The organism is Cytobacillus sp. FSL W7-1323 (assembly GCF_038595015.1).
Taxonomy (GTDB): domain Bacteria; phylum Bacillota; class Bacilli; order Bacillales; family Cytobacillaceae; genus Cytobacillus; species Cytobacillus kochii.
In genome coordinates this window covers 578488-594238 of the sequence record NZ_CP151998.1, presented here as the reverse complement: position 1 = coordinate 594238, position 15751 = coordinate 578488, and the positions used below count along the sequence as shown (strand labels likewise).

At 38.1% G+C, this 15751-nt stretch carries 15 protein-coding genes; all 15 read right to left on the bottom strand.

The features are described 5' to 3' along the window. Positions 1 to 4: 4 nt before the first annotated feature. The 15 genes from gatC to MKX67_RS03040 all read right to left on the bottom strand — a co-directional run bounded on the left by gatC (position 5) and on the right by MKX67_RS03040 (position 15616). The gene (gene gatC / locus MKX67_RS03110) at positions 5 to 295 is read right to left on the bottom strand and encodes an Asp-tRNA(Asn)/Glu-tRNA(Gln) amidotransferase subunit GatC (protein ID WP_095370688.1); all 291 of its coding nucleotides are present in this window, start codon (positions 293 to 295) and stop codon (positions 5 to 7) included. Positions 296 to 761: 466 nt separating this feature from the next. Further along, positions 762 to 2012, bottom strand: a complete 1251-nt coding sequence (locus tag MKX67_RS03105; RefSeq protein ID WP_342488820.1) for a glycosyltransferase — start codon at positions 2010 to 2012, stop codon at positions 762 to 764. Continuing rightward, positions 2005 to 2787, bottom strand: a complete 783-nt coding sequence (locus tag MKX67_RS03100; RefSeq protein ID WP_322910203.1) for a hypothetical protein — start codon at positions 2785 to 2787, stop codon at positions 2005 to 2007. Before MKX67_RS03100 ends, MKX67_RS03105 begins: the two co-directional genes overlap by 8 nt. Before the next feature lie 103 nt (positions 2788 to 2890). Further along, a complete protein-coding gene (locus tag MKX67_RS03095) occupies positions 2891 to 3460 on the bottom strand; it encodes a hypothetical protein (protein ID WP_342488819.1) in 570 nt (189 codons plus the stop codon). Beyond that, positions 3453 to 3977, bottom strand: coding sequence for a GNAT family N-acetyltransferase (locus MKX67_RS03090; protein ID WP_342488818.1), 525 nt, complete (start codon positions 3975 to 3977; stop codon positions 3453 to 3455). The genes MKX67_RS03095 and MKX67_RS03090 overlap by 8 nt, the downstream gene beginning before the upstream one ends. A gap of 289 nt (positions 3978 to 4266) precedes the next feature. Continuing rightward, a complete protein-coding gene (locus MKX67_RS03085; protein ID WP_157733808.1) occupies positions 4267 to 4407 on the bottom strand; it encodes a hypothetical protein in 141 nt (46 codons plus the stop codon). A 20-nt stretch (positions 4408 to 4427) separates the two neighbouring features. After that, complete coding sequence (locus MKX67_RS03080; RefSeq protein ID WP_095370693.1) at positions 4428 to 5783, bottom strand: tripartite tricarboxylate transporter permease; 1356 nt, start codon at positions 5781 to 5783, stop codon at positions 4428 to 4430. Then, entirely contained in the window at positions 5780 to 6244 is a 465-nt protein-coding gene (locus MKX67_RS03075) for a hypothetical protein (protein ID WP_233435315.1), read from the bottom strand. Before MKX67_RS03075 ends, MKX67_RS03080 begins: the two co-directional genes overlap by 4 nt. Before the next feature lies 1 nt (position 6245). Next, positions 6246 to 7511, bottom strand: a complete 1266-nt coding sequence (locus MKX67_RS03070; RefSeq protein ID WP_342488817.1) for a hydroxymethylglutaryl-CoA reductase, degradative — start codon at positions 7509 to 7511, stop codon at positions 6246 to 6248. A gap of 156 nt (positions 7512 to 7667) precedes the next feature. After that, on the bottom strand, positions 7668 to 8285 hold the full coding sequence (locus tag MKX67_RS03065; protein ID WP_233435316.1) for a helix-turn-helix domain-containing protein: 618 nt from the start codon (positions 8283 to 8285) through the stop codon (positions 7668 to 7670). 65 nt (positions 8286 to 8350) lie between these two features. Beyond that, complete coding sequence (locus tag MKX67_RS03060) at positions 8351 to 8791, bottom strand: YueI family protein (protein WP_095370695.1); 441 nt, start codon at positions 8789 to 8791, stop codon at positions 8351 to 8353. Positions 8792 to 9045: 254 nt separating this feature from the next. After that, the gene (locus tag MKX67_RS03055) at positions 9046 to 9870 is read right to left on the bottom strand and encodes a hypothetical protein (protein WP_322910206.1); all 825 of its coding nucleotides are present in this window, start codon (positions 9868 to 9870) and stop codon (positions 9046 to 9048) included. 227 nt (positions 9871 to 10097) lie between these two features. Beyond that, positions 10098 to 11393 (bottom strand): isocitrate lyase, encoded by a 1296-nt coding sequence (aceA, locus tag MKX67_RS03050; RefSeq protein WP_095370697.1) that lies wholly within the window; start codon positions 11391 to 11393, stop codon positions 10098 to 10100. A gap of 1170 nt (positions 11394 to 12563) precedes the next feature. Continuing rightward, positions 12564 to 14111, bottom strand: coding sequence for an L-glutamate gamma-semialdehyde dehydrogenase (gene pruA, locus MKX67_RS03045; protein WP_095370698.1), 1548 nt, complete (start codon positions 14109 to 14111; stop codon positions 12564 to 12566). 284 nt (positions 14112 to 14395) lie between these two features. Further along, positions 14396 to 15616 (bottom strand): MFS transporter, encoded by a 1221-nt coding sequence (locus MKX67_RS03040; RefSeq protein ID WP_095370699.1) that lies wholly within the window; start codon positions 15614 to 15616, stop codon positions 14396 to 14398. Positions 15617 to 15751: the final 135 nt, after the last annotated feature.

The following is a 15751-nucleotide window of genomic DNA, read 5'->3' as shown; positions in this document are numbered from 1 at the left end:
CCAACTAATCCATGATTGACGGCACTTTAATATAGCCGCCTTGTGAATCAGGTGCATTCTTCAGAACTTCCTCTTGCGGCAGTCCTTTTGTTGCCTCATCTTCACGTAATACATTGTTCATATCCAACACATGGGAAGTCGGTTCCACATGATCGGTATCTAACTCGTTTAACTCTTCGGCAAACGAGATAATTGCATCTAGCTGATGTTGGAATTGCTCTGCTTCTTCTTCCGTAATCGCTAATCTCGCTAGGTTCGCCACATGCTTAACCTCATCAATTGTAATTCTTGACATATAGACACCTCCAAATTCAAATAAAAATACACAATTATATTGATCATATCAAACTTTCACGCGTTAAAGCAACATGAAGATCTGATCGTTTTCACCACCCTTTATTTTACCACGAGTTCAATAGATCGCCTAATGGACAAATAATAGAAATTGATTTTTGATAAAGGGGTCAAAGAACTTCCAGATAGAGGGGAAGGATTACGTAGTTTGTAGTTTAGTTAGCTATAGAGTAAGATCAATGGCAAAGTAGGGATGAGTGGTTCATAGGGTTGAAGAACCATCAGAGAACCAAGATTTTCTTCAATAATTCTGATTCATTACATGTGACCAACAATTCCCCCTTGGACGCACTCACCTCTGCGTCTTCATTTGCAACCAGTAATTCTTATCAGGCCCCAAGCATTTATCTCTACCACAACTCGACAATAAAAGTGAACCACATCCATATAAAAAAGATGAAGCCATTTTATGCTGCTTCATCTTTCTCGCCTGCTTTAAAGCGTGTTGTTTTATCCCATCCAATCGTTAAGCCTCTCACACGATGATAAAGATAAATCGCAAACGCGCGAATAAGTAAGATGACGAATAGTTGGGCATACGTAAAATACATAATTGCCCCAACAAATAGGCTTGTTAGCGAGAGCTGTTGATTTACTGCTAAACTGCTTATAATTTGGATGGAGTATACCACATAGCTCATTAACCAAATCATCAATAAAGGGGCTGCCATTTCGGGAAAATTAATACCGAATAAGCTACCGACAAAAATAACATTTGAAGTAATTAAGAAAAATATAAATACAAAATAGGTTAAAAGATGTTGCAGACTATGGAAGAAAGTTTTACCTTTCCAAAAATGAATATCCTTGAAGCTCTTCTCTAGTAAATAAAGATTACCAATGAGCCATCTTGTTCTTTGTTTTAAAAAGGTTTGAAGATTCTCTGGTTCCTGTTCCCACGTTTGTGCATATGGAACAATCGGTAATACGTATCCCTTCTGGGTAATTCGTATCGTCAACTCTGCATCTTCCGCAAGTGCATACGGGTCATACCCCTCTAGCTCTTCAATGACAGAACGTCTTAAAAGCATATTAGTTCCCGGTAAAGAGCCAAGGTTAAACAATTTCCACCTACCGCTTTGCATTGTCAATTGAAATACTTGAAACTCTATTGAAATCATCCGCGTGAGCAAATTTTTATTTTGATTAAGGGTACGAACTACTCCGACAGCTCCGGCTGCATTCTCTGTTTGTTCTGCTATTTCTACTAGCTTTGTCACAGCATCCGAGTCTGGCTGATTATCCGCATCGTACACAAGAAAATAATCAGATTGGCTAATACTCAATCCATAATTAAGCACTCTCGACTTTCCCTTAGGTTCGCCAGGCGGGACCTTAATATAGTGAATACGCGAAAAGTTTTCTGCAAAACTTCTAGCCACTGCCGCTGTTTGATCTATCGACTGGTCGTCTAATAAGAATACATCAAGATGACCAGGATACCTTAATTTCATCATAGCATTCAGCGTATCCTCAAGAATTAACCCTTCATTATGAGCAGGGATTAAAATAGCAACAGAAGGATATTTCAAAAGAGGTCTACGCTTTCTTTCTCTTTCCCTTTTATAATGCAAAACACCAGAGACTAATAAAATCGTATAATAAAAAAGCAAAAACCAAAAGAAAGCCATAATCAAGAGTAACACGACCTTAAACATTCGACTTCTCCTCCAGCAACATCTGATAGACCTCGTCAAAATCGACTATAGCATAATCGCGAAAGTGGATAGGTGGCTGAATCATGTTCATTTGCAGACGTAAATTACTTAATAGTCTGTTTTGAAATTTAATGACGCCTTCTTCATTCGTATTTTGCAAGAAAATAATGAAAGACGCACCTTCACTCATAAAGAAATCGAAATCACTCCGAATGGTTTCTTCTATTACATTTTGTATTAAGCCTTGCCAAGCCTTTTGCGTCACTCCACTATTTAAACCAGATACCTTTAATAGAAAACCTGTTTCATTCCTTCTATTCATTCCCCGCAATGTTATTTTGCTACGTTCATAAAACTCCTGTTTTGTAAGCATTAGCCCGTCTGAGTCCATATATTTTCTTAAAGCAACCGTTTCCGCTAATAATTCTTTCATGCGGATGTCCATACTTAAAAAGCTATGCCTGATAAAAAGGAGAGGGACAACAGATAATACATAAGATATAAATAAAGAAATCAATTGCATCTGATTAAAAACCGTTTGTAAATAACTGAAATAACATAATAGAAAACCATATAACACAGTGAGTGCACTTATAACTATATAAGACCATTTTGGTGAAAGGAAAAGTATAACCATAACACTAGCTAGTAGAACTGCCCAATGGAAAAAAAAGACCTCAAGAGATGAGGAGTGAATGGCGATCGCAAATAATAAGAAATTTCCTATCATAAAGAGAAACAATAATAAAGAGAAGTTAGCTTTCCGAATAATCATCCCATAGCCTCCGTGATCAAACTCAAACTTCTCTCATCATACTCGATTGTCTTACGATTTTCATTGCATAATCTTTGGTAAACTTTTATTTCACAACAGTTAATCAATCTTCCCAATAAAAATGCGCGTCAAAGACTTTGTATGGCGGTTCACTGAGTATTGTTGGGATGTCTATCTGAAAATCTAAATACTGATCTACATCTGCTTTTGTCAAAATAACATAATGATATGCTTCTACGATTTTTTTTATTGCCCAAATTTGTTTACTCCATGTCTCAGATGGCCATTCACACACAGTATGACTTGCTAAAAAGTCGCTACTTCCACTACTACCATGTCTCGTCATTTCACCTTTACCCATAATAACTACGGGCGCTAACCTTGAAATATATAACCATAAACCCTTCATAGATACTTCACCATTTGCTAATACTTCTTCCTCTTCCTTTTTCCAGAGAAACACACTAACATACGAGGCAAATCCACTGCCATAATGGTCAAAATCTGCTTCATACAACAACCCTTTTAATCCACCTATCTCTCCTACCAAATGGAAGATGTATTGTTCCATCTCGGTATCACCACCTTGTATAAAAGGGTAGAAATCACCCACTCGCTTTCCTTGAATAACCTTTTTTAAAAAATTTTCCGTAAGTAACGTCCTTTTATCCATTACTCTCATTCCTCCGCCCCATTAAGATCGTAGAATAATAGATATCGCCTATTTTTTTATCATCCTTTAATTCTCCTTCTACGATAAAACCAAGTCGTTCATACAGTGCAATCGCCTTTTTATTTGTTTCTAATACTTGCAGCGTTACTTTTCTAATCCCTTTTTGATCTGCCCATTGCAACATTTCTTGAATAAGACTTTTTCCTATAGATTGTCCCCAATATTGTTTTTTCACAGCAACACCAAACTCCAATCGATGTGAAGTCCTCTTTAATTGGCCACCTTTAGCTCTTAGGAAACCCACAAGGTGACCTTTGACTTCTACTACTAAAAATATACTATTCTTTTCAACTGACTCAGATCGTATCATCTCTTCAAAATCTGCCGCACTTAAAAAATCTTCTCCTCGTTCCCTGTCAAAGTTATCTGTCTCCCCGTCCACAATCAACCTTAACTGAGATAATCGTTCCGCATCCATCACTGTCGCTTTACGAATATGAAAAATTCTCGTTTCCATTCATTTTCTTCCTTTCTACCACTTTTGCAAACCTATACCAAAGTTGTAACGCTTCCTCTATACTACTTGTACGGTCACAACAAAATTATCTTCTAACAATTCAGTACTATCTTCATGTACAAATAAGTGTAAAGTTTTCCCATTTGATTTTAAAAACATTTAACTTATCTAGATATTAAAAACGAATGAATTACATTAGAAAAATAATTGGAAGCATCCATTTCATCCTCATTCGCTTGAAAAGGATTTCTCATTTGTATGTAATCGGCAGGCATTTACTCGTTTTAGCCTAATTGACAGCATCCCTCCAGCCATATCCGCAATCTGGCTCCTCACTTTTTGCTGACGGAGACATGATTTTTCTTATCACCATTAATAAGAGACCGTATGCATACGGTCCCCTCTCCCGACTTTCTATCCATTTCTTCATTTTCATAAAAAAATCCTTTCTTAAAAACCAAATAAAACACTAATTAACCAGGCTGATGCATAAAATACCATAAACTGAACGCCTGAACCAATTCCGAGGATTTTATTCAAAAGCCCCCCAATTGCAGCCATTGTAAAGGTGAGTACGATACCGACTAATCCTGCTTCGTGAAAAGCCAATAAACAGGCTAAACCAATAAACATAGCAACGATTGCCTCTTGACTAATAAAGCGCATGACCAAAACGGTTGCCTTTCTCGCGTAATTCATTGAAAACGGATAAGCAATTAGAGTGGCAATGATAAGACCAATCGCTCCATATAAAAGAAAATCTAAAGGATCTAGGTAATTATGGAGATTATTAACCGGATCACTTGTAAACACTGGTGGTGCATTAAATAACGGCGATGCTGGTCCTAATGCAACAGGACTCAACGGAATACCAAATGCTATTAAAGGAATGATTGCTTCGGCAATATAGGTTGACTCTGTGACTCCATTCATTGTGGTTAAACTGGACGTTGATTTTTTATAAATCCCTTTCGATCTCGAACCCACAATTTCCCCCATTAAGGAAGTCATTCCTACAGGGCTAAATACAAATGTCAAAGAAGAAATAAAGCTTGTACCAGTCGTTTGCATCGTTTGCCTTTTTGTCAGTATTTTAAATGGATTAGGAAAAAATCCTGCCCATGATTTATTATCTGGTGCCAAATGATACTCTTTAGGACGATCTCTTTGAATGGTCTGTCGTGCATTTCCTGACAGTGCAAACAAAATATCAGTAAACATTGGACCAATGGCAATTCCTAAAAAGAAACTAATGGTTAAATGCTTATCTAATATGCTAAAACTTAATACATCTAAACTTTTAATAAAAAAAGCTAACGGGATAATCATCAAAACACTTACCCATTTTCCTTTTGAGAAAAAAGCAATTAAAATGGCCGCTAACGTAAAAATCAATCCTGAAGCTGATTTGAAAAAGTCAGCAAATTGTCCAAGGAATTGTCCTAATAAGACGGCTGTCGGTAAGGCGATAAAAGCACCAATCACACCACCCGATACCATTTTCCTTAATGCAATATGAGGCATCCCTAGCCTTCTTAAAGCAGAGGCATGATCAATTAATGGGACAGCAGTTGTATCTCCCGGAATACCCATTAACGCGGTAGGAACGGCATGAGTTAAGTGTTTGGCAAGTACAGCTGCCATAAAAAAGGCAAACACAGCTGCCGGGGGAGCTCCTAACAAGATAACTAATAAGGTAAATGGCACCATTATAGCCGTTTCATCTGTTCCAGAGATTAACCCAATTAAAGAAAATAGAATAGCACCAATTAAAGCTAAGCAAATAGATATGAGGAGAATACTCATTTCTTATCGTCCTCCCCAATTGTCCTAAACTTATCGAGAACGCCAAGTGCTTCCATTTCTTTTCTCGTAACAGGATCTTCTTCAATTAATAAATATTCTTCCTTAGGATCTAACTGCATATCTTTAAAAATCTCTTCCATACTTTCAAGAGAAGTTTCTTCTTCTGTCAGCACTCTACTAGGTTTAAATATAAAGGCACATAAAGCAAGTGATAATACACTACCGCCAATACCAAGCAATAAAGAATACGACGATACCATCTTTTCGCTGGCAAACAGAGGAAATAATCTTTCCCCTAAAAGGTATCCACTTAAACTAAGAATGATACTTATAATAATTGCTAGAATAATATTACGAGGTAAAACTGTATCACCTAATATTTCAAGATATTTAGGTGCTTCATTTATTTTATCTAGTTCTATGCTTTGCTTCCCCTTATCCACATGTAAATTAGGAGCCATATTAAATCCTCCCTTGTATCTCTTTTGTTAATTGTAGGATTCGATCAAACCTTACATCTTTTTCCTTTACTGCTTCAGCAACGACTCGACCAATCTCATCCCCTGTTGCACCAGCCATAACAGCTAAGTTTTTTGCATGAAGGGCCATATGACCTTTTTGAATGCCATCAGTTGCTAAAGCTCTCATCGCAGCTAGATTCTGCGCTAAACCAACGGATGCAATACAACAAGCTAACTCTTCTGCTGATTGAATATCTAATATTTTTAAATTTACTTTGGCAACCGGATGAGTCTTTGTAGCGCCACCAATAATGCCAACAGGCATCGGAAGTTCAATAGATCCAACTAAGTCACCTGCTCGATTTTCTTCCCATTTCGTAAGGGAACGATATTGCCCTGTTACTGCAGCGAAAGCATGGGCGCCGGCCTCAACTGCCCTTGTATCATTCCCAGTCGCGAGTACAACGGCAGATATACCATTCATAATTCCTTTATTATGTGTAGCCGCTCGATAAGGATCAGCATCTGCAAACTCGTAAGCGTTTACAATCTTTCGCACAACTTCTTTTCCACCAAGTAGATCCTTTGAAAATACCGCATGAGCTCTAGCTAATCGTCTGTCAGCCAAGTTAGAAATAATTCTAAGAAGCGCTTTTCCTGAAGTAATATTCTCTATCAATGGAGCAATTGATTCCGCCATTGTATTGACAGCATTCGCCCCCATTGCATCCTTTGTATCTACTAATAAATGAACCACAAGTAAAACCTCATTCACCGTTTGGATAATCTTTACCTCTATGTCTATTGCGCCTCCACCAATAGCTACTAGAGTTGGATCCTTTTCGTTGCATATTTTCAAAATTTCTGATTTCTTATCATACACCCTTAATCTTGCAGCATATGGATCTTCAACACCTATAACTTGTATCTGACCAATCATTACCGATCCACTTAATGATGCAAAAAAACCACCTTTATCATAGGATGCCTTCGCTGCATTACTTGCGGCAGCGACTACGGAAGGCTCTTCAGTTGCCATCGGTATAAAAGTGTCCTTACCATTAATTTTAAAATTCGTTGCTACCCCAACAGGAATTGAAATTGAACCTAACACATTTTCAATCATGGCATCTGCCGTACTAATAGAAAGGGGTTGTTTGCCAATAAGTATTTCCTTATCTTCCTCTGTCAAATGACACGCTTCTGATATTATTTGAAGTCTCTCCTCAACCGAAAATCGATGAAAACCAGATAGACGACTATTCATTCCATTCACTCCTTAGTACTTTTATTTAATATCATTCAACTAAGTTGAATGATATTAAATAAAATATTACACCCCCTTTCTGTAAAAGTAAATAAAAAATCTGAAAATTATAAAGGGTTTTGGAATCTCTTGAGAAGATCATCCAAAACCCTACTATTATCTTTCATCTGCTTGTATAAAAATGGTTAATACTTTTGCTTCCTTTTTTTCTACTGGTAAAAACACATGTGGAATGGTACCAGCAAAATACGCACTATCACCTTCATGTAATAAGTATTTTTCTCCATCATAAGAGAGATAAATTGAACCTTTTAATATGTATATAAATTCATCTTCTAAATGTGTGTATGGACCTTCTTTAGCTGAGTCCTCCAAAACCGTCACAACAACTGGATCAATCTTACTGAACGGAGATCGATTAGCTAATGTTTCATATAGATAGCCCATTTCCTTATTGCCAACCTTTGTCGTGCGGCTTTGACTCGGAGAAAGCACTAAATTTTTACTTTCATTTTCTTCAAGCACCCAAGATAAGGGAATATCTAGTTGATTAGATATTTTTAACAAAGTTGCCACAGCAGATGCTGTTTGACCATTCTCTATTTTAGAAATTAGACTTTTCGTTAGCCCACATTTTTCTGCTAAATCTTGTTGTGTCATTTGCTTGTTTAATCTAGCTTGCTTAACTCTCTTACCTATTTGCCTTAACTCGATTAGAAACCTCTCCCTCATATCTTTTAATAAAATTATATAATGAGGTTTGGATGGTTTCAAATAAAGTTTCATTCTTTTCAACAAAGTTGAATTAGAAAAAGGCCGTTATCCCACGACCTTTCCCTTTATTTTCTAAATATTTTTTTCATCCACTGTTTAAATCCAGCCTCAGTTTGATTCGCTTCTTTATAAACCTTACTTTGTTCTTGCACATAAATGTCATCTTGATCAATGGCATAATCATATGCGAGAACAAGACCAAGGTCCGAGTTGTAGTCCTTGTTCGTGACAATGGTAAATGACATATGCTGTTCAGACGCTAGTTTGGCATACTTCGATATGTCACGATAAGCAATATGACCATTTAAATATACGCGTGCTTGTTTATTTTTTGTCATCGCTTCTTTTACTTCTTTCATGATACCCGGTTTCCTTACTTGCGCCTGTGTCAAAGCGATAACGGTTCTTTCTCTCAATGTGCCCAGAAATTTTCTACGTTCATCTGGCTTCGTTTCTTTTTTTCCATAAATTCCTTGTGTAATATAATCATCAACCTTCTCAGCCATACCGTTATTACCTCCACCTCATCAATCAAACGTTTGATTAATGGATATGTTCGTTTTAGTATACGTGCCCATTGACTTGAACTCAACTCTTTCACTTAAGCGTATGAAAATTTGGGCAAAAGGTGATTAGTGGACCTGTAATTATTTACTTTTCTTTGGAGGACTTTGAATCGTAGTACAATCAGTCGTGAGAGGAACAAAAATGTACATTATCAATTATTCTAGACTGGACTAAAACATCCTAGAAAATATGCTTAATTGGATTTCGATGTGCACTCAGCTTTGGTTTTTCTTTTGAGTGACTTGCTAACCTCGTTTGCTACGCACTCAGCTTCCGGTTTTTTTCTGAGTGACTCGCTAATTACTTTTGCTTCTCTCTCATATCTACTTTTCCTCTTGAGCGACTTACTAACCACTTTTGCTACGCGCTCATTTCCTCTTTTCCTTCTGAGTGACTCGCTAACCACTTTTGCTACGCGCTCATTTCCTCTTTTCCTTCTGAGTGACTCGCTAACCACTTTTGCTACGCGCTCATTTCCTCTTTTCTTTCTGAGTGACTTGCTAACCACTTTTGCTACGCGCTCAACTTCCGGTTTCCTTTTGAGTGACTCGCTAATTACTTTTGCTAATCGCTCAGCTCCGGCTTTTCTTTTGAGTGACTCGCTAACCACTTTTGCTACTCTCTCATATCCTCTTTTCCTTCTGAGTGACTTGCTAACCACTTTTGCTACGCGCTCAACTTCCGGTTTCCTTCTGAGTGACTCGCTAACCACTTTTGCTACGCGCTCATTTCCTCTTTTCTTTCTGAGTGACTTGCTAACCACTTTTGCTTCTCTCTCATATCCACTTTTCCTTCTGAGTGACTTGCTAACCACCTTTGCTACGCGCTCAACTTCCGGTTTCCTTTTGAGTGACTTGCTAACCTCTTTTGCTACTCTCTCATATCCACTTTTTCTTCTGAGTGACTTGCTAATCCACTTTGCTAAGCGCTCAGCTCCGGCTTTTCTTTTGAGTGACTCGCTAACACCTTTTGCTACGCGCTCATATCTACTTTTCCTCTTGAGCGACTTACTAACCACTTTTGCTACGCACTCAACTTCCGGTTTCCTTCTGAGTGACTCGCTAACCTCTTTTGCTACACGCTCAGCTCCACTTTTCCTTCTGTGTGACTCGCAATCCCTATTTCTTTCCGCCCTAACGGCATTAGATTACTTTTGTAGCCACCTTCTCCTTTACACAAAAAAGACCTCCCCATCTAAAATAGGGAGGCAAAAAATTGGAGTTATTATTAGGGCAATACAAAAAATTACACTTGAACTTCTTCATCCTTCGTAAACTGTTCTTCTTCGGTTGAGCCTTTTAGTGCGGTTGTGGATGATGTACCACCTGTAATAGTCATGGAAACTTGGTCGAAATAACCTGTTCCTACTTCACGTTGATGTCTTGTTGCCGTGTAACCATCTGCTTCACTAGTAAATTCACGTTGTTGAAGTTCAGAGTAAGCTGCCATTCCACGATCCTTATAACCTAGTGCAAGTTCAAACATGCTGTGATTTAATGAGTGGAAACCAGCTAATGTCACGAATTGGAATTTGTAACCCATTTTTCCTAACTCAACTTGGAATTTAGCAATCGTTTCTTGATCCAATTTCTTCTTCCAGTTAAATGAAGGTGAGCAGTTGTACGCTAGTAGTTTACCAGGGAACTTCTCGTGAATAGCATCTGCAAATGCTTTTGCTTCTTCTAAGCTTGGCTCTGATGTTTCGCACCAGATAAGATCAGCATATGGTGCATAAGCAAGTCCTCTTGCAATTGCTTGATCTAAGCCTGCTTTGGTCCGGTAAAACCCTTCCGGTGTTCTATCCCCAGTAATAAAAGCGGCATCATATGGATCAACATCACTAGTAATTAAATCAGCGGCATTCGCATCGGTTCTTGCAATGACTAGTGTGGGTACACCCATCACGTCTGCTGCTAATCTAGCAGATATTAAGTTTTTCACTGCCGTTTGTGTAGGAAGTAAAACTTTCCCTCCAAGGTGTCCACATTTTTTCTCCGAGGATAATTGATCTTCAAAATGGACCCCAGCTGCACCTGACTCAATCATGCCTTTCATGAGTTCATACACATTCAGCTGTCCACCAAAACCAGCCTCTGCATCCGCTACAATTGGCGCAAACCAATCAATTGATTCATCTTGTTCCATATGGTGAATTTGATCCGCTCTTTGTAGCGCTTGATTAATACGTTTCACTACATTTGGTACACTATTCGCTGGATATAAACTTTGGTCTGGGTACATTTGTCCAGAAAGGTTCGCATCAGCAGCAACTTGCCACCCGCTTAAATAAATCGCCTTCAACCCCGCTTTTACCTGCTGTACCGCTTGATTGCCTGTTAATGCACCTAAAGCATTTATGAAATCTTCCTCATTAATGAGCTTCCATAACTTCTCAGCCCCTCTCCGAGCAAGCGTATATTCGATATCAATTGATCCTCTTAGTTTAATAACCTCTTCTGCAGAATAAGGTCTTTCAATCCCCATCCAACGTGAATCATTTGCCCAAGCCTCTTGTAATTGTTTAACTCTTTCATTCGCCATCTGTTAAATCCTCCCTTTAATCATTTGAATAAAAAACCCGTCTTTATTGTTGTATTACAATAACCTCTTAACAATTTGTATTATATAACAGAAAATCCATTATTGGAACTGTTTTATTCAAAATAATCTGATATTATTTTCGACAAATATCGACAACTACGATAAAAACATTGATATACCAACGTTTTCAAAGGGGTTATAATTTAAGATTGTTATAATACAGATTAAAAAACATTCAAAATTACAAACTAGAAAACTTTCATTTGTTTGGCAATAGTTCAATTCTAATGAAGAGTCTTTATAAAGTTTTAGAATGAGGAGTCTTGAGGTTTTTGCTCTTTTGACTGTAGAAGATCCTTTAAGGATAGCGAAGCAAACCTTTTTTGCTCTGCTATTTTTCTTTCAATTTGTATGAGTAAACTCGCTCTGCTCGGGTATCTTTCCGGTTTCTGCAGATTTGCACGCGCTATCTCACTTTGTTCCGCTATCTTTCCAATTTCTCACACAGTTGCACGTGCAATCGCACTTTCCTACGCTTTCTTTCCCGTTTCCCACACAGTTGTACGCGCAATCGTCCTTTCCACAGCTACCTTTTCCATTTTCCCACACAGTTGCACGTGCAATCGTCCTTTCCACAGCTATCTTCCCAGTTTCCCATACAGTTATACGCGCAATCGCACTTTCCTACGCTTTCTTTCCCGTTTCCCACACAGTTGCACGTGCAATCGTCCTTTCCACAGCTATCTTCCCAGTTTCCCACACAGTTGCACGTGCAATCGCACTTTCCTACGCTTTCTTTCCCAGTTTCCCACACAGTTGCACGTGCAATCGTCCTTTCCACAGCTATCTTCCCAGTTTCCCATACAGTTGCACGCGCAATCGCACTTTCCCCAGCTATCTTCCCGGCTTCTTACGGTCGGAATCGCTATCTCGCTTTCCTCCGCTATCTTGCCATTTTCCTACAATGTTATCCGAGCAAACTCTTTAATACTAGCTATCCAACCAGATTTCAGTAAAAGTCTACTCATAACCACCCTGGCTAAGGATTGCCGAGTAATGTTTGTCATCCGCTCACTACTACGTCAACTTTTGCCAGTAGATTTGGTAAAGGTACGTACATAAAAAAAGGCACTCACCGTATTTTTGGTGAGCACCTTTTGATTAGACAGATTAATACATTTCAGATGTTGTTTTTGCTTGCATGTGTAGCATGATGTAGTCAGGGCCACCCGCTTTTGAGTCTGTTCCTGACATATTGAACCCTCCGAATGGTTGGTAACCGACAATCGCCCCTGTACAACCACGGTTGAAGTAAAGGTTTCCGACATGGAAATCTTCACGTGCTTTTTGGATATGTTCACGGTTGGTTGTAATAACAGCACCCGTTAAACCATACTCCGTGTTGTTTGCCACTTCAATTGCATGGTCGAAGTCTTTTGCTTTTGTGAAACCGACAACTGGGCCGAAGATTTCTTCTTTCATGAGACGAGCTTCTGGATCAAGATCAGCGAACACTGTTGGTTGAATGAAATAACCTTTAGAGTCATCGCCTTCTCCACCGGCTACTAATCTTCCTTCTTGTTTACCGATTTCAATATAACTCATGATTTTATCATACGCAGCTTGGTCAATAACCGGTCCTGTAAAGTTGCTTGTGTCTTCCGGATTACCAGCTTGTTTCTCTTTTGTAATTTCGATTACGCGATTTAACACTTGGTCGTAAACATCTTCAACGATGACTGCACGTGAACATGCAGAACATTTTTGACCAGAGAAACCAAAGGCTGAAGCTACGATTGATTGAGCAGCAAGCTCTAAATCTGCTTCTTTATCTACAACAATGGTATCTTTACCGCCCATTTCAGCAATGACACGTTTAATCCAGATTTGACCATCATTTAATTTTGAAGCTCGTTCGTTAATACGAAGGCCAACATCACGAGATCCTGTAAATGATACGAAACGAGTATCTTTGTGATCTACTAAATAGTCACCTACTTCTGCGCCACTTCCTGGTACAAAATTCAGTACACCTTTTGGTAGACCGGCTTCTTCCATAACTTCTACGAATTTCGCAGCCACAATTGGCGTTGTAGAAGCGGGTTTTAATAGAACGGTATTCCCTGCAACAATAGCAGCAACGGTTGTACCTGCCATAATCGCTAATGGGAAGTTCCAAGGAGAAATGATGATACCAACGCCAAGAGGAATATAATCATAACGATTAAATTCATTTGGTCGACTGTTAACAGGCACACCATCTTTAATTGCAAGCATTTGACGCGCGTAATACTCTAAGAAATCAATTGCTTCAGCTGTATCAGCATCTGCTTCATTCCATGGCTTCCCTGCTTCTTTTGTTAGTAAGGCAGAGAATTCATGTTTACGTCTACGAATGATGGCTGCTGCTTTAAATAACACATCTGCACGTGTTTCTGGCTTCACTTTCTTCCATGATTGGAAGGCTTTAACTGCAGCTTGCATCGCTTTTTCAGCTAGCTCTTGGTTCGCTTTTGAAACGCGACCAATGATTTCTTCTTTATTCGCTGGGTTTACAGAAACGATTTTATCTTCAGTAGAGATACGTTCTCCATCGATTAATAAATCATAATCTTGACCTAAATAACCTTTAACCGTTTCTAAACCTTTTAAATACCCTTCACGGTTTTGCTCAACGCTAAAATCAGTAAATGGCTCATGCTTATAAGATTGTACCATTTTTTCATCCTCCTATAAGTTCACATCAGTCATTTTGAAATGTTGCTACAATTGGCACATTTCAGACTGTGAAAAGATTAACCCTAACAATTATTATACTACCATAATTAGAGAAAATTCAGCAATGATTCTACTAATACTATTTTTAGAAAAATAATAAAGTTTCTATTAAATTGATTTTTTTCTCCTATTGATCAAGGATCTACCTAGTTGATTCACAATAGTATGCTAGTGATCAAAAGACCACTTCTTTTATATTAAAGTGGTCTCTTGTTTTAAATACATTAATAAGTTGACTCGTAATTTCTATACGTCTTTCCTTTCCATAAAGTGACTAGAGCAATGATTAATCCAATAACAGAAAAGGACAAAATGACTAATTGGATATCAATTCCCTTAGACACGAGTAAAGTGACAGTGGCATAAGCCAACGGGTCAAAGCCGTTCATCGCTAAGAAAACAATACTCATCACTCTTCCCATAATCCTTGGGTCTGTATCTTCTTGTGCTGAAGTGAAGAATGGAATAGAAACAAATGTCATCGTAAATCCAATAAAGAAAGCTAAAGCTGTCAATATATACAAATTGGGAATTTGGCTAAATGCTATCGCAACAATTAGTGTTGCAATTAGACCAACAATAGAAGTGAACCCCCTACGGCGTATTTTAACCATCCCAATAATAGCAGTACTAACTAACATCCCCACTCCTAATGCTGATTCAATGTAACTAAGATTGATTGGTGAACCTCCGTACGTCTCTACTAAGATGGGAATCGCAATAGAAATCGCACCAAAGGCAAAGAAATTTAACGTGATTAAAATAAGAATGCCTGTAATCAAAAATTTGCTCGCTTTGACATAAGAAAACCCTTCGATCAAATCTTTCAGTGGTGTTTGTTTGACTGTATTGTCTACTGGACCTTCTTTTAAGAATGGTGGAAACATAAAGAAAGCAGACAACAGAACAATAATAGCTGAAACTAAATAACCTGTTGTTACGCCAGCGAACTCCATGATACTCCCAGAAATAATTGGACCAACAATAAAACCAATTTGACCTAACCCCTGAATGATTGCGTTCGCTTGTTTGATCTGTTGTACTTGTACCAACTTGGGAATTAACGAGGTTCCGGCTGGTCCAGAAAAAGCATCTAGTGTTCCAAAAAAGAACCCCAAAATAAGCAAATAAACAAATGTTAATTGACCGGCATTGTTTAGTAAAAAAATGAGTACGAGTAAAACACCTTGAATGGTACTCGTAGTGAACATAATGGTCGTCTTCTTATATTTATCAGCAAGTACTCCACCAAATGCCATCATAACTACTCTAGGTACAGTAATGGCAATGAGAATCATGCCTAGTGAACTAGCAGACCCTAAATCTGAAATTACAAACCAAGTAGTTGTCATGAAAAACATACTAAATCCAATAATCGCCAAAAAGCTACCTATAAATAAGAAAATAAAAGGTGTGTTTCTCATTAAAGAATATCGTTGTTCCATTCATACCCTGCCTCTCTCATTCTATCTACACCCAATCATAGAAGATAACGTAACGTGAGATGCAAGCTTTTTCTAATAGAAAATACTTTTTTATAGATGATTGTGGTTTAAAAGGGTAAGAAAAGAAGGCAAGAG